At 70.5% G+C, this 18,788-nt stretch carries 14 protein-coding genes and 1 pseudogene; 13 read left to right on the top strand and 2 right to left on the bottom strand.

Annotation, left to right across the window (positions count from 1 at the left end; translation table 11 throughout):
- The first annotated feature begins 188 nt into the window (after window positions 1-188).
- From ABZT17_RS42055 to metF, 4 genes are all read left to right on the top strand, one after another.
- The gene (locus tag ABZT17_RS42055; protein ID WP_356357457.1) at window positions 189-911 is read left to right on the top strand and encodes a HemK2/MTQ2 family protein methyltransferase; all 723 of its coding nucleotides are present in this window, start codon (window positions 189-191) and stop codon (window positions 909-911) included.
- Between the two features lie 120 nt (window positions 912-1,031).
- Entirely contained in the window at window positions 1,032-2,198 is a 1,167-nt protein-coding gene (gene metK, locus ABZT17_RS42050; protein WP_356357456.1) for a methionine adenosyltransferase, read from the top strand.
- 133 nt (window positions 2,199-2,331) lie between these two features.
- Window positions 2,332-3,303 (top strand): carbohydrate kinase family protein, encoded by a 972-nt coding sequence (locus tag ABZT17_RS42045; RefSeq protein WP_356357455.1) that lies wholly within the window; start codon window positions 2,332-2,334, stop codon window positions 3,301-3,303.
- On the top strand, window positions 3,300-4,313 hold the full coding sequence (metF, locus tag ABZT17_RS42040; protein ID WP_356357454.1) for a methylenetetrahydrofolate reductase [NAD(P)H]: 1,014 nt from the start codon (window positions 3,300-3,302) through the stop codon (window positions 4,311-4,313). Before ABZT17_RS42045 ends, metF begins: the two co-directional genes overlap by 4 nt.
- Here metF and ABZT17_RS42035 read toward each other — a convergent pair.
- A complete protein-coding gene (locus tag ABZT17_RS42035; RefSeq protein ID WP_356357453.1) occupies window positions 4,288-5,175 on the bottom strand; it encodes a LysR family transcriptional regulator in 888 nt (295 codons plus the stop codon). The genes metF and ABZT17_RS42035 overlap by 26 nt on opposite strands.
- A 177-nt stretch (window positions 5,176-5,352) precedes the next feature.
- On the opposite strand from ABZT17_RS42035, the gene ABZT17_RS42030 reads away from it, so the two are divergent.
- From ABZT17_RS42030 to ABZT17_RS41990, 9 genes are all read left to right on the top strand, one after another.
- On the top strand, window positions 5,353-5,985 hold the full coding sequence (locus ABZT17_RS42030; protein WP_356357452.1) for a disulfide bond formation protein DsbA: 633 nt from the start codon (window positions 5,353-5,355) through the stop codon (window positions 5,983-5,985).
- A gap of 92 nt (window positions 5,986-6,077) precedes the next feature.
- The gene (locus ABZT17_RS42025; RefSeq protein ID WP_356357451.1) at window positions 6,078-7,034 is read left to right on the top strand and encodes an EamA family transporter; all 957 of its coding nucleotides are present in this window, start codon (window positions 6,078-6,080) and stop codon (window positions 7,032-7,034) included.
- Window positions 7,035-7,081: 47 nt separating this feature from the next.
- Window positions 7,082-8,308, top strand: coding sequence for an MFS transporter (locus ABZT17_RS42020; RefSeq protein WP_356357450.1), 1,227 nt, complete (start codon window positions 7,082-7,084; stop codon window positions 8,306-8,308).
- A 303-nt stretch (window positions 8,309-8,611) separates the two neighbouring features.
- Window positions 8,612-9,370, top strand: coding sequence for an iron-containing redox enzyme family protein (locus ABZT17_RS42015; protein WP_356357449.1), 759 nt, complete (start codon window positions 8,612-8,614; stop codon window positions 9,368-9,370).
- Window positions 9,371-9,404: 34 nt separating this feature from the next.
- On the top strand, window positions 9,405-10,685 hold the full coding sequence (locus tag ABZT17_RS42010) for a pyridoxal phosphate-dependent aminotransferase (protein ID WP_356357448.1): 1,281 nt from the start codon (window positions 9,405-9,407) through the stop codon (window positions 10,683-10,685).
- Window positions 10,686-10,690: 5 nt separating this feature from the next.
- A complete protein-coding gene (locus tag ABZT17_RS42005) occupies window positions 10,691-12,940 on the top strand; it encodes an FAD/NAD(P)-binding protein (RefSeq protein ID WP_356357447.1) in 2,250 nt (749 codons plus the stop codon).
- On the top strand, window positions 12,937-13,710 hold the full coding sequence (locus ABZT17_RS42000; protein WP_356357446.1) for a sulfite exporter TauE/SafE family protein: 774 nt from the start codon (window positions 12,937-12,939) through the stop codon (window positions 13,708-13,710). The genes ABZT17_RS42005 and ABZT17_RS42000 overlap by 4 nt, the downstream gene beginning before the upstream one ends.
- A gap of 165 nt (window positions 13,711-13,875) precedes the next feature.
- A complete protein-coding gene (locus ABZT17_RS41995; RefSeq protein WP_356357445.1) occupies window positions 13,876-15,414 on the top strand; it encodes a hypothetical protein in 1,539 nt (512 codons plus the stop codon).
- Window positions 15,411-18,110 (top strand): hypothetical protein, encoded by a 2,700-nt coding sequence (locus ABZT17_RS41990; protein WP_356357444.1) that lies wholly within the window; start codon window positions 15,411-15,413, stop codon window positions 18,108-18,110. The genes ABZT17_RS41995 and ABZT17_RS41990 overlap by 4 nt, the downstream gene beginning before the upstream one ends.
- An 18-nt stretch (window positions 18,111-18,128) precedes the next feature.
- Here ABZT17_RS41990 and ABZT17_RS41985 read toward each other — a convergent pair.
- Window positions 18,129-18,684: pseudogene (locus ABZT17_RS41985) on the bottom strand (class I SAM-dependent methyltransferase).
- Window positions 18,685-18,788: the final 104 nt, after the last annotated feature.

The following is an 18,788-nucleotide window of genomic DNA, read 5'->3' as shown; positions in this document are numbered from 1 at the left end:
GGCACGCACGCTCGCCGCACGGCGCGAAGGGACAGGTGGCTCCGCCACATGACCCTTCACACCGCACGCCGATCGCACGCACCGGACGCCGCTCCTTCCTCCGCGGAGATCCATCAGAAGGGCCCTAGCCGGCGGGCCGTCCCCACATCCCGGCACACGATCCCACCACACGAGAGGTCTACCGGAAAATGACATCACAGCAGCAGCACGGCGTCGGCACGGTCGACGGGTACCGTCCGCTGATCCCGCAGGAGAAGGTCGAAACCGTTCTCGAACTGCGCAAGATCCTGTCCGGGGGAGGGGCCCCGGACGAAGCCGCGACGACGGTTCCCTTCCTCGGTCTGACCCTGACGGTCCCGGCACAGGTCATGACCCCCTGCCCGGTCTCCCCGATACTCGGCGGAGCGATCTTCGCCGAGGTCGAGGAGGGCGACCGGGTCCTCGACATGGGCACCGGCAGCGGATCCCTCGCGATCATCGCCGCCACCAAGGCGTCCGAGGTCCTCGCCGTCGACATCAACCCGCACGCCGTCGAGGCGGTACGCGCCAACGCCGAGCGCAACGGTGTGGGGGACCGCGTCGAGGCACGCCTCAGCGACGTCTTCGGCTCGGTCGAGGGCACGTTCGACCTGATCATCTTCAATCCGCCGTTCCAGTGGTTCGCGGCCCGCGACGTCGCCGACTCCGCGACCACGGACGAGAGTTACTCCGCTCTGACCAGGTTCTTCCGGGAAGCCCGGGAGCACCTCGCGGACGGCGGACGCATGATGATCTTCTTCAGCACCATGGGTGACGTCGACTACCTCCAGAAGCTCATCGAGGACGAGGGGTTCCGCCACGACGTGGTGTTCCGCACCACCCGGCCGGTCGCCGACGTGCCGGTGGAGTTCTCCTGCCACCGCCTGTCGTGACCGCGGGCTGAACACGGTGGAGGCCTCTTCAGCCGCTCCCCGGCAGGCGTGGAGGCCTCCACCGGCGGTCACGGGGCACGGCACATCCGCAGTCCCCCCACCGGCCAGGAGGAAGTCCCCTTGTCCCGTCGTCTGTTCACCTCGGAGTCCGTGACCGAGGGCCACCCCGACAAGATCGCCGACCAGATCAGCGACACCATCCTCGACGCGCTGCTGCGGGAGGACCCCATGTCCCGGGCCGCCGTCGAGACGCTGATCACCACCGGCCAGGTCCATCTGGCCGGCGAGGTCACCACCAAGGCCCGCGCGCCCGTCGTCCGGCTGGTCCGCGAGAAAATCCTGGAAATCGGTTACGACTCCTCGACCAAGGGCTTTGACGGCGCCACCTGCGGGGTGTCGGTGTCGATCGGCGCGCAGTCCCCGGACATCGCCCGCGGCGTGGACACCGGCGGCGCGGGCGACCAGGGCCTCATGTTCGGCTACGCCACCGACGAGACACCGACCCTGATGCCGCTGCCGATCTTCCTCGCCCACCGCCTGGCGGCGCGCCTCACCGAGGTCCGCAAGAACGGCACCGTCCCCTATCTGCGCCCCGACGGCAAGACACAGGTCACCATCGAGTACGACGGTGACAGCGCCGTCCGCCTCGACACGGTGCTGGTCTCCGCGCAGCACGCCCCCGACATCGACCTCGAATCGCTACTGGCCCCGGACATACGGGAGTTCGTGGTGGAGCCGGAGGTGAGGGCGCTGGCGCGGGAGGGCATCAAGCTGGACACCGAGACCTGCCGTCTGCTGGTCAACCCGACCGGGCGTTTCGAGATCGGCGGCCCGATGGGGGACGCCGGCCTCACCGGCCGCAAGATCGTCATCGACACGTACGGCGGCACGGCCCGGCACGGCGGCGGCGCCTTCTCGGGCAAGGACCCGTCCAAGGTGGACCGTTCGGCGGGGTACGCGATGCGCTGGGTCGCCAAGAACGTGGTCGCCGCCGGACTCGCCTCGCGCTGCGAGGTGCAGGTCGCGTACGCGATCGGCAGGGCCGAGCCGGTCGGTCTGTCCGTCGAGACGTTCGGCACCGGGAAAGTGCCCGCGCCGGACATCCAGCACGCCGTCACCGACGTCTTCGACCTCCGCCCGGCCGCCCTCGTCCACGACCTCCACCTGCGCCGCCCGATCTACGCCCGCACCGCGGCCTACGGCCACTTCGGCCGCGAACTCTCCGGCTTCACCTGGGAGCGCACCAACCGACTGAACGCCCTTCGCAAGGCCGTGGGCCTGGACTGAACGCCTTCCCGCATCCCCCACACCGCGCTCACCGGTCAGCACCCCGTCGGCCGTCCGCTGCCCGCCGTACGCCGTGCTTCCCGCCCCGCACTCCGCTTCGCGTCGTCCCGTCCACAGTCCGAGGAGAACCCCAGTGCGTATCGCCGTGTCAGGCTCCATCGCGATCGACCATCTCATGGTCTACCCGGGCCGGTTCGCGGAGCAGTTGATCGCCGAGATGGTCGAGCATGTCTCCCTCTCCTTCCTGGCCGACCGCCTGGAGATCCGTGAGGGAGGCGTCGCCGCGAACATCTCCTTCGGCCTGGGCCGTCTCGGCCTGCGCCCGGTGCTCGTGGGCGCCGCGGGCCCCGACTTCGCCGCCTACGGAGAGCGGCTGCGTGAGGCCGGCGTGGACACCGGGTCGGTCCGGGTCAGCGAGACCCTGCACACGGCCCGTTTCGTGTGCACCACGGACGCCGACCAGAACCAGATCGCCACGTTCTACGCGGGCGCCATGGCCGAGGCCGGCCGGATCGACCTCGCCGAGGTGCACCGGCGCACCGGCGGCCTCGACCTCGTCCTCGTCGGCGCCGACGACCCCGAGGCCATGCTGCGGCACACGGCCGCCGCGCACGCGCTCGGCATCCCGCTCGCCGCCGACCCCTCCCAGCAACTGGCCCGCCTGGACACCGCGCAGACACGGCGTCTGGTGGAGGGGGCCCGGCTGCTGTTCACCAACGAGTACGAGAGCGCGCTGCTGCGCGAACGCACCGGCTGGAGCGAACGTGAGGTACTGCGGCGGGTGGGTACCTGGATCATCACGCGTGGCGCCGAGGGCGTGTCGATCCTGGAGGCCGGAGACCGGCGCAGCGACGTCCCGGCCGTGGCGACGGACGACATGGTGGATCCGACCGGTGTGGGCGACGCCTTCCGTGCCGGATTCCTCGCCGGGCTGGCCTGGGAGCTGCCGTACGAGCGGGCCGCCCAACTGGGCTGTGCGCTGGCCACGTCGGTGCTCGAATCGGTCGGGACGCAGGAGTACAAGCTCCTTCCGTCCGACGTCCTGGCCCGTGTCGGCCGGAGCTACGGCCCCGGCGCGGCGCGGGAGATCGGGGCGCGGCTGTGACGACGCTGCGCGACGTCCTCGGTCGCGGTGGGCCCACGTTCTCCTTCGAGTTCTTCCCGCCGAGGACCGACGCGGGGGCACGCACGCTGTGGCGGACCATCCGCCGGATCGAGCGGCTGGCCCCCGACTTCGTGTCCGTGACCTACGGAGCGGGCGGCTCCTCCAGGGACCGCACCGTCGAGCTGACGCGGCGGATCGCGACCGAGACGACCCTGCGCCCCGTCGCCCATCTCACCGCCGTCGGTCACTCGGTGGCGGAACTGCGCCACATCATCGGCCGGTACGCCGACGGTGGCGTACGGGACGTCCTCGTCCTGCGCGGTGACCCGCCCGGCGCTCCCGGAGCGCCCTGGATCCCGCATCCCGACGGCTTCACCCACGCCCATGAACTGGTGTCCCTGGTGCGGGAGTCGGGCGACTTCGGCATCGGTGTCGCGGCGTTCCCCGAACGCCATCCGCGCTCCCCGGACTGGGACAGCGACATCCGGCACTTCGTCGCCAAGTGCAGGGCGGGAGCCGACTTCGCCATCACGCAGATGTTCTTCCATGTCGACGACTATCTGCGGTTGCGCGACCGGGTGGCCGCCGCGGGCTGCGACATCCCGATCGTCCCGGAGATCATGCCCGCCACCGACGTACGTCAGATCAGCCGCTTCGCCGAACTGAGCGGCGCCGCCTTCCCCGAGGAACTGGCACACCGGCTGGAGGCCGTGCGGGACGACCCGGAGCAGGGCCACCGCATCGGTGTCTCCCACGCCACCGCCATGGCCGAGCGGCTCCTCGCCGAAGGAGCCCCCGGACTGCACTACATCACCCTCAACCGCTCCACGGCGACGCTCGAGATCCACCGCCACCTACTGACCACGGGGAGCGCCCGACATGCCCTGGCAGACCCGGACCCAGACCCAGACCGAGACCGGGACCGGGACCGGGACCGGGACCGGGACCGGCGGCACGGTCCGGCCGCCACGGCTCACGCCGCCGTCATGGAGCGGCGTCCACGTCCTTGACGTCGAGGACCCGCAGGAAGGCGGTGGCCGCGGGGGTACGGCTCTCGGCGCTCCAGATGATGTACTCCACCCGGGCCGGGGCGTCGATGACCTCGACGGTGGTCACTCCGCCGAGCTGGGCGGCGTAGGCGGAAGGGAGCATCGCCACGCCGAGGCCCTGTCCGACCAGCCGGGCCAGGAAGTCGGCGTTGGTCACCTCGAAGGCCACGTCGCGGACCAGGCCGGCCGCGGAGAAGGCCAGGTCGGACTGGACACGGCCGGCGGTCTTGGCCGGCAGGTCCACGAAGACCTCCGAGGACAGCCGCCGCAGATCGACGGCCGGCTCGGCGGCGAGCGGATGGTCCGGGGCGATCACGGCGACGAGCCGGTCCCGGGCGAGCTCCCGGGCGCTGACCCCTTCGGGCCGCATCGTGGTCGGCAGTCCGAGGAAGGCGACCTCGATGGCGCCCTGCTTGACCTGCTCGACGAGGTCGTCGCTCGCGCCCACGCGGAGACTGATGCGCACCTGCGGATACCGCTGGTGGTAGTCGCGCAGCGCGCCCGGGATGTCGACGGCGGCGACGGACGGGATCAGGCCCACGGACAGCCGCCCGCGGACCTCACCGATGGCGGCGGCCACTTCCAGGGACGCGCGCTCGGCGGACTCCAGGCACTGACGGGCCGCCGGCAGGAACGCCGCGCCGGCCGGCGTGAGCCGGACCCGGCGGGTGGTGCGCTCGAACAGCTTGGCTCCCAACTCCTGTTCCAGCCGCGCGATCTGATGGCTGAGGGCGGACTGCACGACCAGACAGCGCTCGGCGGCACGGGTGAAGCTGTTCGTCTCGGCGACGGCGACCACATAGCGCATCTGCTGCAGCTCCATGGTGATCCATCTTGCATCAAGATAAATGAGATGACAAACATGTGTTGGACTCATTGATGGCCGTCGGTCCAGAATTTGAACGTGCCACACCGACACGCCGATTTCTGACGTCGACGCATTCGACCCGGGTGGCGAATTACTCATCCCGACCGGAAGGACCGGCCCATCATGTCCAGCATGCCGTCACACAAGACGGAAACCGTCGTCGACATGTGGTTCGACCCCCGCTGCCCCTGGGCGTGGATCACCTCCCGTTGGCTGCTCGAGGTCGAAAAGGTGCGGTCCATCGAGACCCGTTTCCATGTGATGAGCCTTTCGGTGCTCAATGAGGGACGGGAAGTCCCGGACAAATACAAGCAGGGAATGATCGACGGCTGGGGTCCGGTGCGGGTCTGCATCGCGGCGGAACAGCAGCACGGCACGGAGGTGCTGCGGCCGCTGTACAACGCCATGGGGACCCTCATCCACCACAAGAAGGCCGGCCTGAAGCGGGACATGATGCTCGCGGCCCTCGCCGAGGCCGACCTGCCCGCGGGGCTCGTCGAGGTGGCGGACACCACCGAGTACGACAAGGCGCTGCGCGCCAGCCATCACGCCGGAATGGACCCGGTCGGCTCCGAGGTCGGCACTCCCGTCATTCATGTACCCGGTCTTGACGGCGAACTCATCGCCTTCTTCGGCCCGGTGATCTCACCCGCTCCGCGCGGCGAGGCCGCCGGCCGGCTGTGGGACGCCGTACTCACCATGGCGGGCACCGACGGATTCTTCGAACTGAAGCGCACCCGGACCCGCGATGCCATTTTCGACTGATCGCTCCCAGGGAATTCCGACGTGAACGCGAACCCATGTCCCGGCATCGGCGCATTGGATGACGGGTTTTCCGAAGCGGAGGGTGGTGCGCCGTGAACAGTGGCCGGCAACTCCTCACCTCGGGTGTGACGGCGCTCGCGCCGGCGATCTGGGGATCCACCTATCTGGTGACGACGGAATGGCTGCCACCGGACCGTCCCCTGCTCGCCACCACCGTGCGGGCGCTTCCCTCGGGCCTGATCCTGCTGCTCATCTCCCGGGTACTGCCCAAGGGCGAGTGGCTGTGGCGTTCCCTGGTGCTCGGAACGCTCAACATCGGCGCGTTCAACCTGCTTCTGTTCGTCGCCGCCTACCGCCTGCCCGGCGGCATCGCGGCGATGATCATGGCGGTGCAGCCGATGATCGTCCTGATCCTGGCGGCACTGATCATCGGTGACAGAATCCGCGCCGTACACGTCGTGGCCTGCGCCCTGGGCGCGGCCGGTGTCGTGCTGCTGGTGTTCAAGGGCTCGGCGGCACTCGACCCGGTCGGCGTGGCCGCCGCACTGGGCGGCGCGGCCTGTATGGCCACCGGCATCACCTTCACCAAACGCTGGGGCCGGCCCGAGGGCGTGGGCCTGCTCCCCTTCACCGGCTGGCAGTTGACGGCGGGCGGACTGGTGTCGCTGCCGTTCACCCTGTCCGTCGAAGGGCTGCCGGCCTCCCTCACGGGAACCAACGTCTTCGGCTTCGCCTACCTCATCTCCTTCGGCGCGGTGATCAGTTACGCGCTCTGGTTCCGCGGGATCGAGAAACTGCCGGCCCTCGCGGTCTCCTTCCTGGCCCTCGGCAGTCCGATCGTGGCGACCATCCTCGGAATCGCTTTCGAGGACGAGACGTTCTCGGCGCTCCAGATGGTCGGCATCGTGGTGATCCTCGCCGCCGTGGTGCTCGCGCAGCCCCGGCCGGCCAGGCCGCGTACGACGACCGCCGAGGACCTTCCCCCCGACGAGGAATCCGCGGTGCTCGGACCGAAGCCCGCCGTGGACCGCAGCGGAACCGGTTCCTGAGCCTCTGCCCCAGGCCCCCCAGATATCACCATTGTTGGAGAGTAGTCATGTCCGTACAGCAACAAGAGCGTTCGCCCTCGGCCGTCAAGGGCTGGCTCGGCGTCGCGGCCATCACCGCCAGCCTGTTCGTCTTCCTCACCACCGAGCTGATGCCCGTCGGCCTGCTCACCCCGCTCAGCAAGAGCCTCGACATCTCCGTCGGGGTCGCCGGCCTCATGGTGACCGCGCAGGGCGTCGCCGCCGGCCTCGGCGTGCCGTTCATCGTGGCCTGGACGCGGCGCGTCAACCGACGCCTTCTGCTGTCCACGCTGCTCGCGGTGCTGGCCCTGGGAAACCTCATCACCTCCGTCTCACCGAACTACCCGCTGATCCTCGCGACCCGCCTGTGCATGGGATTCGCCAGCGGTGTGTTCTGGGCCATCGGCGTGAGCATGGCCATGCGGATCGTGCCCGAGCGCCACGCGAGCCGGGCGGCCGCGGTCGTGATGTCCGGCATCTCCATCGCCACGGTCGTGGGCATTCCGCTCGGCACCATCATCGAGGCCCACACCGACTGGCGTACCACCTTCGCCATCTGGGCCGGCCTCAGCCTGCTGGTGTTCCTCGCGGTCGCGGCGATCATTCCCTCGCTGCCGTCGGAGAACGCGGTGTCGGTCCGCGAGGTCTTCGGGCTGCCGGTCAGGAACGGACAGCTCCGGACGGTGCTGCTCATCGTCATCTTCTTCGTGCTCGGCCACTTCGGCGCCTACACCTTCGTGCGCCCCTACCTGGAGGACGAGGCGTCCGCCTCGGCCACCTTCATCACGGTCGTGCTGATCATCTTCGGTATCGGCGGTGCCATCGGCAACTTCGTCGCCGGATACACGGTGAACAAGAGCCTGCGCGGCACCTTCGTCGTCGGCCTCGTGGCACTGCTGGCCGCCCTGCTGCTCCTGCGCACCATCGGTGACGCGGAGTCCGGCGCGGTCGTCGCGCTGGTCCTGTGGGGACTCTCCTTCGGCGCCGTGCAGCTGTCCCAGATCAACATGACACTCGCCGCCGCGCCCGAGACGTTCGAGGCCGCGATGTCGCTCAACACCATGGCGTACAACACCTGCATCGCGCTCGGAGCGCTGTTCGGCGGACTCTTCGTCGACCACGTGGGTGTCACCAGCGTCATCTGGTTCGGTGTGATTCTGGCCGCCGCGTCGCTGCTTCTCAGGCTCGGCACGGGCTGGAAGAAGAAGGTGTCCACCAACCCCGTTTCCGAGGACGATTTGGCCGCCACACACTGACGGATCCGTCCTCTCGCAAAGAGGCCGTCGCGCTCCCCTTGGTGAACTTTCATTTCGCCAGGGGGAATTGCGCGATGGCCTTTTTCTGTTTCCGGTGGACATCGAAATCCGGCGGCCGATGGCTGAATAAAGCCCTGTCCGCCGAATGGTTTTATGGGCCATCATTGATTCCGGACGAGCTTTGGGACCTCGAACCGAGCCGGCTGCCGCATCTGCGCATTTCCCCGGCCTGTCCCCTTCGCCTCTCGTCTTCCGGCGGAACTCCGCCTTTCGAACCCCGTCCGAACCGGGAGTGGAAGCACGATGACGACAAGCACCGCAACCGCCCTGCACGACCAGGTCGCCTCGTTCCTGGACGAGTTGGAGCGGCACGACGTCTACAGCAACGACTACTTCAAGTTCCTCCAGGACACCCAGTGGAACAGCCGGAACTACGAGCTGCACCGGGCCAACTTCTTCTACCGGACCGAGGGCACCGTCAAGGGCATAGCCCATGTGTGCGCCCAGGCGGCGGCCCACGACGACCGTGACACGCTGACCCTCTTCTCCTTCATCCTCAACGAGGAGACCGGGGGCGGCGAGGCCGCCAGGTGCCACGAGATCCTGATGGAGAACGCCCACAACCTGCTCGGCGAGGTCGAGTTCGGACTGCCGGCACTGCGGGTGAAGGACGCGCGCGACAGCGAGCTGGTCATCCCCGAGACGGTCGCGTACCGCGAGCGCACCCGGGAGCTGGTCGGCGGCAGTTACCAGCGCATGCTGGGTGTCGCGATGGCCCTGGAGTCCCACGCCGACACCATGCTGCAGGTCTGCCGCACGGCGTTCCGCAACAGCAACACCGGGCTGCCGGAAGGAGAGTTCGTCGACAACGTGGAGATCTACTTCAACGTCCATGTCGGCGACGAGGGCGTCGAGGAGCGGCACGCCGCCGACGCCAGGAAATGCGTGGTGAACAACAGCCGCACCGAGGCGGACCTCGCCGAGATCGCCTATGGCGCGACCGAGACCCTCAACATCCAGCTGGAGATGTGGAACGCGATGTACAAGCACGTCACGAGTTGAGTTCCGCACCGACAGAGAGGTGACTCACAGCGCCGTGCAGAAGACAAGAGGTATCTCCGACGCCGTCCTGGCGCTTCCCGAATCGGCGACCCACGGGGCCGCGGCGAAACTGGTCGCGCTCAACGAAGGACTCGCCCCCGAACACCAGATCATCGACCTCAGCATCGGTGCGCTGGACACACCGACCGATCCCCGGATCGACCAGGGGGTCATCGAATTCATCCGGACCCGGTCCGACATGGTGCACGCCTTCGCACCGGTCAAGGGATTCCCGTTCCTGCGCCGGTCCATCGCGGCGCGAGTGACCCGGCTGCACGGAATCTCCTACGATCCGGAAACGGAGATCCTGGTCACCCCGGGCGGGGTGAAGGGCTCGATATCGGTCGCTTTCCACGCGCTGCTGAATCCCGGGGACGAAGTCGTCATCCCCGTGCCCAACTGGCCCCACTACTCCGACATGGTACGGCTGCACGAAGCCGTTCCCCGGACCGTCCTGGTCCCCGCGGCGGACGGCCTGACCGCGCCGGCTCTGGAGAAGGCGCTGTCGGAGCGCACCAAGATCGTCGTCCTCGGCGACTGCATCAACCCGACCGGGAAGATCTACTCGACCGAGGAGCTCTCGGCGCTGGCCCGGGTCCTCGCCGAGCACAACAGGCGACGCGAGGCCCGCGGTGAGAGCCCGGTCCATGTCCTGTTCGACACCCCCTACGAGGCCCATGTCCTCGGGGACCGCGCCAGGACGTTCGCCGACCTGGACGTGACCCTCGCCGACGGCAGCCGCTGCTCCATGCGGCCCTGGACGGTGTCGGTGACCGGCCCCGGCAAGACGTACGGCATGCACGGCGATCGCATCGGGTACCTCTGCGGTCCCCCCGACCTCGTGGAGGCGGCCGCGCGGGCGCAGGTCAACCTGACGTCGTTCGCGTCGACGTACGGCCAGATGGCGACGCACATCGCGCTCGGGCCGGAGATGGACGAGGTGGCGACCGCCCGGGCGAGGACCGCTCGCGCCAACCTCGAAACCATGCTGCGGGAACTGGAAGCGGTTCCCTCGCTGAATGTCCGCCGTCCGCAAGGGGGTTACTTCCTGTTCGTCGACCTGTCGAGCCATGCGGAGGCCTACCGGAAACACGGCTATGTCACCGCGGAGCAGTTTCTGCTGGCCGAGGCGAAGGTCGCCACGATCTGCGGCAGCCACTTCGCCGAAGGGGAGGAGCTGGACCACTTCGTGCGGATCAACTGCGGTCGCAGCGGCGCGCTCCTGACCAAGGCGGGCACCCGGATCAGGCACGTCCTCACCCGTCTGGAGATCTGAGCCGCATGGCGACCTCGGCGGGAAACGTCAAATACTGCGTCATCGGTACGGGTTTCTCCGGTACCTGCGCACTGTGGCATTTGGTGCGGCGACTGACCGATCCGCGTCGGCGGTCCCCGCTCCCGCCCTCGGCCGTCACGATCGTCACGGTGGAGCGGGGGCCGGTGAGCGGGCCCGGATATCCGTACGCGAAGGACAACGTCCAGCTCGCCCACCGGTGCAACAACGAGGCCGGCACCATGGGAATCCACGGCAATGACTTCGTCGACTGGATGACCGAGAGCAAACCGTGGCTCATCCGGGACTTTCCGGAGCTCGTCCTGGAAACCCATCCCGGGATCGAGCCGGCGCAGTGGCAACCCGACAGCCGTGAGTTCTATCCCCGGGCCCTGTTCGGTGCCTATCTGCGCCAGCGCTTCCAGGAAGCCGTCGAGGAGGCGCGCGCGCACGGCATCCGGGTGCGGCAGTACGTGCGCCACGAAGCCGTGGACGGCCGTACGACAGAAAACGGCTTCGACATCGTTCTGCGGGACCTCGCCACCGGCCGTGAGTTCACCGTGGACGGGATCGACCGGGCCCTGCTGGGCATCGGGCACTGGCAGTCCGAGGTGACCGGTCCGCTCGCGGGACACAAAGGCCATGTCGCGTCGCCCTATCCACCGGACGCCGTGAAAGCCGCTGTCGCGGACCGGATCCGGGCCCGCCGCCTACGCGGTGAACGACCACGGCTGTTCGTGCAGGGAATGGGCCCCAGCGGCATCGACGCCATCCTGTCCCTGTGCGACGAGGGCGAGTTCACCCATACGCCCGACGGTCATGTCGCGTCCTATCGGCCGGCCCCGGACCGCGAGCCGCCGCAGGTGGTCGCCGGCTCGCGCTCCGGGTTCTTCCCCCCGGTCCGGGGGCCGCTCGCCGCCTACGAACCGCACCACCTCACCGAGGAGAACCTCGCCGCGATCCGGCGCGAACACGGCGGGCAGCTCAAGGTCGCACCCGTCCTGGAGCTGCTGGACCGGGAACTGCGCCGGGCGACCGACGGCGCGGTGGGATGGGCCGACGTCCTGAGCCCGCCCCACCCCGGTGCCCGGGAGAAGCTGGCGAGCGATCTGCGGGAGTCGTACACCGGGGACCTCGTCCACGCGATCGTGCTGAAGACCCGCAGGATGCGTTTCTACAGCCGGCTCGCACCCGCTGAAAAGGCGCTGTACGACCGGCTGTTCGACACCCACTTCATTCGGACGGCCGTCCCGATGCCGGCCGCGAACGCGGAGAAACTGCTCGCCCTGATGGACGCCGGAATCCTCACGACCGTGGCGCTGGGCTACGACTCTCCTCCCGTCGAGGTGGCCGAGGACGGCACGTTCCGGATCACCTACCGCTCGGCCGGCGGCGAACCGGCCGTCCTGCGGGCGGACTGCGTCGTCCGAGCCAGAGCGCAGGACTTCGGCATGGCACGCCACCCCTCGCCGCTCGTGCGGAACCTGCTGCGGCGGGGCGAGATCGTGCCGCACGAGGAAGGGGGATACGCCACCGGTGGCATCGCCCTCGAAACCGGCGGCGGATACCGGGTGATGAAGCGGTCCGGTGACGTCCTTCGCCCGTCCCCGCACCTCGCGAGCTACGGCCCGCCCGTCAGGTTCTGGCAGAACGAGAAGAACTACGCCGGTGCATTCGTGGAGGCGGCCGAACGGGTCGCCGACGACTGGATCGAGACAGGGAGAGAAGTCATGGAGATGAAAGAGTTCCACTACCGGGACGGCCTGCGGGTCAGTGTGTTCAACCTCGACCACAAGGCCGTCCCCTACCACTTCCACCGCGAAGTGTCCGACATGATGTACTGCTCACGGGGTCGGATCACCATCGAACTCCCCGACACGGGCGATGTGTTCACCGTGCAGCCCGGCGAGGTGTTCCAGGTCCCCAGCCCCAGCAGGCACCGCTTCGTCAACGGAGCGCCCGTCGGCACGCTCTCCCGCTATGTGCTGCTGCAGATCGGCGAGTTCGACATCAACTTCGTGCCGGCCGCCCAGGAGTTGGCGGAGCGGTTCGCCGGGCGCGCGAAGACGCTCGTCACCGACGGCGCCGTCTACATCGAGAACCGCAAGGACGACATCACCGAACTCGCCGACCGCTTCGAGCGGGTGAAGCCCGAGCAGCTGACCGCCGAGGAGCAGCGCGACGTCGTGGAGGCGCTGCGCGCCTTCGCCGCCCGCGGCACCGAGACGGGGCACCCGCGGGCAGCCGTCCACCCGTGACCTCCTCGCACCTGGACCCGCTCGACCCGGCCATCGTCACGATGATCGTCCTGACGTTCTTCGTGGGCGGACTGGTCAAGGGCCTGACCGGCCTCGGCCTGCCGCCCGTCGTCCTCGGGATCCTCACCGCCGCGATCGGGATCCAGCCCGCGAAGGCGCTGATCCTCGTGCCGACGTTCCTGACCAACGTCGTGCAGGCGTCGAGCGGCGGGCACGGCCGGAAGGTCGTACGGATCACCTGGCCGTTCCTGCTGGCCGCCACGGTGTTCACGGCGTCCGGCGCGTTCACGCTGAGCTACTTCCGGGCGGATGTGATGTCGGCCCTGCTCGGCCTGGGGCTGGCCGTGTACGGGGTGCTCGGGCTGTTCCGGTTCCGGGTGAACATCCGGCACCGGAGATGGCACCACCCCGTGGGGTTCCTCTCCGGGGCCGCCAACGGATTCCTCACCGGGATGACCGGCTCCTCGGCCGTCCCGGGGGTCTTCTACCTCCAGTCCCTCGGGCTCTCGCGCGACGAACTGGTGCAGGGCATGGGGATCCTCTTCACCCTCTCGACCGTCGGCCTGACCTGGTCGCTCCAGGCGCAGGACCTGCTCGGCGCGCAGCTCGCCGTCATGTCCGCCGTGTCCCTGGTACCGGCGTTCCTCGGGATGTCGATCGGAAACCGTATTCGCAAGGGGATATCCGAGGAGAAGTTCAGAAAGGTCCTGTTCATCGCCCTGCTGGTACTCGGCCTCTACGTCGCCGTACAGAGCCTGCATCCCTGGTGACCGGCGGCGTGACCGCCCGCATGACCGCCCGCACGACCCGCCGCCGAGAATTTTTCGGCGGCTTCCTCCGACGCCCGCCCGGCGACGCGCTCCCCGGGTGAAGATGGATCAACGAACGGCTGCCGAGGCGCCGTTCGCCACAGAAAGGGCAGGGGGAGGGGCGGAGTGACAGCGTTCGTCCATGGGCCGGCGTGGGCGCTGCAGGGCCTGGGGGTGCGGTCGGGCCGGTACCCGCTCGCGGTGGAGGGCCCGGTGATGCGGGCGGTGGACCGGCTGGTCCCCGGCATGTCCACGGTGACCCGCTACGTCCGTCAGCACGCGATGTACGCGGCGCTCGCGGCCCTCGCCGAACAGCGGGCCTGGGACGTCACCGCCTGCCGCCGCGCGGTCCGCCGCGCGGAGGTGCTGCTCGCGGCGCTCCAGCACCAGCCGGAGACCGAACCGGCCTGGGCCGCCCACGGGGTCGACCGGGTCCGGCGCTTCTGCGGCACGGAACTTGACCTCGCCCGGGCCGCCGACGAGGAGCACGCGAACGACTCGTACTCGCCCCGGCGCTGGGGCTTCTGGGACCAGTACGGCGGCCCCGCCGTGGTGCTCGGCACCGTGGCCGTCCGCGACGGCGCCCTCAGACCCGGCCGGCATCCGTGCCCTCCCGCGGTCCGGGAGCTCTTCGCCCCGCTGCTCTCCCTCGCGGCACACGACACCGTGTCCTTCGCGGACCTGGAAGAGGCCCGTCAGGCGGCCCTCGGAGTCCCGTCCGAAGCCGAGCGGGACTGGCTGACGGACATCCTGACCGCCACCCGGGGCGGAGCGCCCCACACACCGGGGGACTGGGAGGCGCCCGACCGCACCCGGCGCGCGACCCTCCGGATCCTCGCCCGGGCGATCGAACTCGACGGCCCCGCGGGCGGCGGATACCAGGAGACGATGCGCTCCGCGGTCGCCTTCGGCGAGGCGCTGACCACGGACCCGGTGCTCGCGGCGATCCCCGAGGCGGCCGGCTGGCGGGGCGTGCTGCTGCGCCACTACTCCGTGGGCGCCTGGCGCCGGCTCTGGGCGGCCCTGGTGGCCGCGGTCGGCTCCAAGGACGGCGAGGCCGACCGCTCCGCCGAGGAACTCCGCGACTGGCTCGCGCAACAGGCCCCGGAGGGGACCGTGCGGGGGCTCCTCGACCGGCTCCCGCCCCTGAAGGACCCGGCGGGCCACCCCCTGCCGGCCGAACGAGACCTCCTGAGGGACCGTCCCGGCGTCCCGATGACCGACGTACTCCTCCTGCTGGTGGGCGCGCTCAGGTCCCGGCCGGGCCATCTGCCCGACGACGTACGGGCCGTCTTCCTCGGCCGGCAGCGCCGCTCGGCCGAGTTCCTCGACCCGACCTGGGTCGACGGCCTCCTCGACGACTACGCCGACCGGCCGGTCCGCGACCTCGCCGCCCGGCTGGTGGACGACATGCTCGCCCAATCCCGCCGGGTCGCCCTCGCGAAGCTGCGCACCGACCCGGCGACCGGCGGACTGAAGATCTTCTCCCGGCTGCATCTGCGCAACGAGCGCTACTTCAAGACCGGTGACGAGGGGGACTCCGACATCGGCACCCGCCTTCCCCAACTCGGCTTCTTCGCCGAGCAGCTGGGACTCCTCGCCGTCCGCGACGACCGCCACACCGTCACCGCCGAGGGGCGCCGGATCCTGGAGACGACCCCATGAGCGCGGCAGCACATCTCCGGTTCGCCTCCCCGGTCACCCTGCTGCGCGAATGGGCCGAGCGCACCGACCGGCAGCCGCTGCACGAAGCGCTCTTCCTGGGCTTCACGGTCGACCTCCCCTTCCTGGAGAAGGTCGCCGTCCCCCTCGCCCGCGGTCTCCTGGGCGCCCGCACCGCGATCATCGGCGACGCGGCGCAGGGACTGTACGACCCCGTCGACGTCCGCATGGCGGGCCGCGGCTATCTGCACGGCCTCGCCTCCTGCGGCGGCGCCTTCCACCCCAAGGTGGTGCTGCTGCTCGGCGAACACGCCGGCCGGCTCGCGGTGGGCTCGGGAAACCCGACGCTGTCCGGCTGGGGCGCCAACGACGAGCTCTGGACCGTCGTGGAGACCGAGGACGACGACTCCCACGCCCTGCTGGCCGACCTCGCCGACTGGCTGGACGCGCTGCCCTCCGCCGTGGACCTGGCCCCCTGGTCGGCCCACCACCTCGCGGAACTCGCCGCCCTGCTGACCGAACGCCATGTCGAGGCCCCCGCCGGACCCGACACCGGCCCCCGCCTCCTGCACAACCTCCACCGGAGCCTGCTCGACCAGCTGCCGCCGGGCCCCGTCGACGAACTGCACGCCTACGCCCCCTTCGTCGACGCGGGCGGCCACGCCCTGCGGAAGCTGACCGACCGTCTGGCCCCGCGCCGCACCGTCCTCGGCCTCCAGCCCCGCTGGTCCAGCTACGACGCCGAAACCGTCAGGGCCGCCCTGTCCGGCTCCGACGCGGAGATCCGCCTCCTCGACGAGACCCGGATGCGGCACGGCAAACTCGTCCAATGGCAGACCGGCGGCCGGCGGTACGCCCTCACCGGCAGCCCCAACCTCACCGGCGCCGCGCTGTGCGCCAGTACCGGCGACGGCGGCAACTGCGAACTGGCCGTACTCGCCGCCGACACCCCGGCGCTCCTCCCCGAAGAAGGCCGCACCACCACCCCGGCGACCCTGACCGGCCGCACCATCCGCCCCCACGACTCCGCCGCCCGCGCCCTCGTCCTGCTGGGCGCGAAGACGGACAGCGAGGGGCTGCACGTCTCCCTCGCCCGCGCCGAGCCGGCGCCCGTGGTGATCAGCACCTCTCCGGACGGCTCGCCGGGCTCCTGGACGAAGACCGGCACCGTCCCGGCCGGCAGGGCGGCCGGCTCCTTCGCCCTGCCCGAGGCGCCGGGCGCGGCGGTGCGCGCCACCTGCCTCCGCCCCGACGGCACCACCCTCGAATCCGCCGTCGTCTTCGTCTACAGCCCGGTGCACTGCGCCCGGCGTCACGGCGCCGACAGCACACCCAGGCTGCGCTACGACTACACGGCACAGGCGCTCTTCGCCGACGAGCGCGCCGCCCGCCGCTTCGAGAGCGACCTGCTGCGCCTGCGCGAGCTGACCGCGGGCACGTCCGCGCCCCGGGTGAGCCCCGCGCCGTACACGACGACGCCCACGGCGGTCTCCACGGACGTCGACCGCTGGGACGCCTATCTCGCGGACTGCCGTGCCATGATCGGCGCGCCCCTCACGGATCTGGCCTTCGGTACCACCCGCCTCGACCTGCCCGAGGCGCCCTCGTCCCGATGGATCGTGTCGGCGGTCACCGACACCGGCGGCGCGGAGGACGCGTACGAGGAACAAGGCGAGCACGGAGGGCGCGGCGGGTACGACGAGTCGGAGGACGGCACGGAGGAGGACGACCTCCTCGCCTCCGGAGAGCCCCGAGTCCCGTACGTCCCGCCCGAGCAGCGCGCCCGGTGCCGCACCTGGGCCCAGCGCTGGGTGGGGACGCTCGTGGCCCCCGACGGGTCGGGCGCGGCGGCGGTCCCGGTGCGGCTGGCGGTGACCAGTCTCTACGTCCAGCTGCTGGCCGCCGGGGTGTGGGACGAGCAGGACCACAGCTGGCGCACCGGGCTCAGCGGACTGCTCGCCGCCCTCGCCGCCGAAGACGGACCGCAGGCCACGGAGCGCGAGGTCCCCGCGGAGATCCGCCGACGGCTCGACGCGGCGGCGGCCGTGGTGATGACCCTGCTCCTCCAGGACGCCACCCTCACCGGCGGTGGTGAGCACGACGTACGGGCGGCGCGGGCCTGGCACGACAGCAGGGGGATGATCGCGCGCGCCGAGCCCGGCGAGGCGGAGGACCTGATGATCCCGCCGGACCAGGCACTCGCCCGGGTCGCGCCCTGGAGCGAGGTGGCACGGCTGATCGCCCTGGCCCAGGAGGACGATCCCCACGCGGAGGCCGTCGAGGAGCTCACCGCCGCGGGCTGGTCGGTCACGCGGGAGGACGGGATCTGGGAGATCACCGGCTCGTTCGCCAACCCGATCCCGGTCGTGGCCCGAGCCGCCGAACGGCTCGGACGGCACCCCGCCAAAGCCGTGCTCGTCCGGGCCCGCGGCAGGGACCGCTGGGCGTTCGTCGCCTGGGCCGACCCCCATCTGGTCCTGCTCAACTCCCCGGCACACACCTGGCGCGCCTACGCCGTACGCCCCCCGGCCACACCGGAGTCACGCTTCAGAAGCGGCGACCTGTCGTCCGTCCCCGGCCGTATCGCCGGGCCGACCCCGCTCCGGGTGGCGCCACCGGGAGTCCTCCTGACGATCCTCGCCGAGGAGGGCCTCACCTACCCCGACCTGATCGACCGCCTGTTCCAACCAGGTACCTGACGCCGAAGGGGGGTCCGGTCAGCGCCGGTGGACGCTGACCGCGTATCCGCCGGCGGTGTAGGGCTCCGCGTCCCAGGTGGCGAAGCGGCCGACGAGGGCGAGGCCGGCCGTGGCGCAGTGCTCGTCGTACCCGGCGAGGGTGAGGCCGCGCGTCACCGGCAGATGGGCCGCGTCCAGACCGAAACCGGCGACGAGGAGGCCGCCCGGCCGCAGCGCAGCGGCCGGCCGTCCGGCCACGGCCGCCTCGGTGCCGGGGGCGAGCAACGGGAAGATGTTTCCCGGCGGCCACGACCAGGTCGAAGTCCGCGCCGATGCCCAGCCGGGCCGGGTCGAAGCCGGTGAGATCGGCCCGGAACCAGGCGAGTTCCGGTGCCTGCTCCCGCGCCACGGCCGGCATGGACGCGGCGAGGTCCACCCCGACACACTCGTACCCGAGCTCCGCGAGCCGGATCATGACCCGCCCGGTGCCGCACCCGGCGTCCAGCACCCGCGACCCGGGCGGTACGAGCCCGGCGCGGAACCGGGCCTCACCGTGCAAATCCTTGCCGCCGCGGGTCGGCGCCGAACGACGAATCCCCGTGGTCTCGGGGAGACCACGGGGATTCGGATGGTGTCCGAGGGGGGACAGACTCGCCCTGGCCCGGCGCTGGCTGTCCGCCCTGGAGCCCGCGGGAGAAG

Origin of the sequence: Streptomyces sp. NPDC005648 (assembly GCF_040605395.1) — a bacterium.
Taxonomy (GTDB): Bacteria; Actinomycetota; Actinomycetes; order Streptomycetales; family Streptomycetaceae; genus Streptomyces.
Note: the sequence above shows the minus strand (reverse complement) of the source record. Positions and strands in the feature narration are given on the sequence as shown.

Excerpts from the sequence above, each read along its gene's own strand:
- ABZT17_RS42055 (WP_356357457.1), top strand. The coding sequence starts at position 189 with ATGACATCACAGCAGCAGCACGGCGTCGGCACGGTCGACGGGTACCGT.
- ABZT17_RS42035 (WP_356357453.1), bottom strand. The coding sequence starts at position 5,175 with ATGGAGCTGCAGCAGATGCGCTATGTGGTCGCCGTCGCCGAGACGAAC.
- ABZT17_RS42030 (WP_356357452.1), top strand. The coding sequence starts at position 5,353 with ATGCCGTCACACAAGACGGAAACCGTCGTCGACATGTGGTTCGACCCC.
- ABZT17_RS42020 (WP_356357450.1), top strand. The coding sequence starts at position 7,082 with ATGTCCGTACAGCAACAAGAGCGTTCGCCCTCGGCCGTCAAGGGCTGG.
- ABZT17_RS42015 (WP_356357449.1), top strand. The coding sequence starts at position 8,612 with ATGACGACAAGCACCGCAACCGCCCTGCACGACCAGGTCGCCTCGTTC.
- ABZT17_RS42005 (WP_356357447.1), top strand. The coding sequence starts at position 10,691 with ATGGCGACCTCGGCGGGAAACGTCAAATACTGCGTCATCGGTACGGGT.
- ABZT17_RS41990 (WP_356357444.1), top strand. The coding sequence starts at position 15,411 with ATGAGCGCGGCAGCACATCTCCGGTTCGCCTCCCCGGTCACCCTGCTG.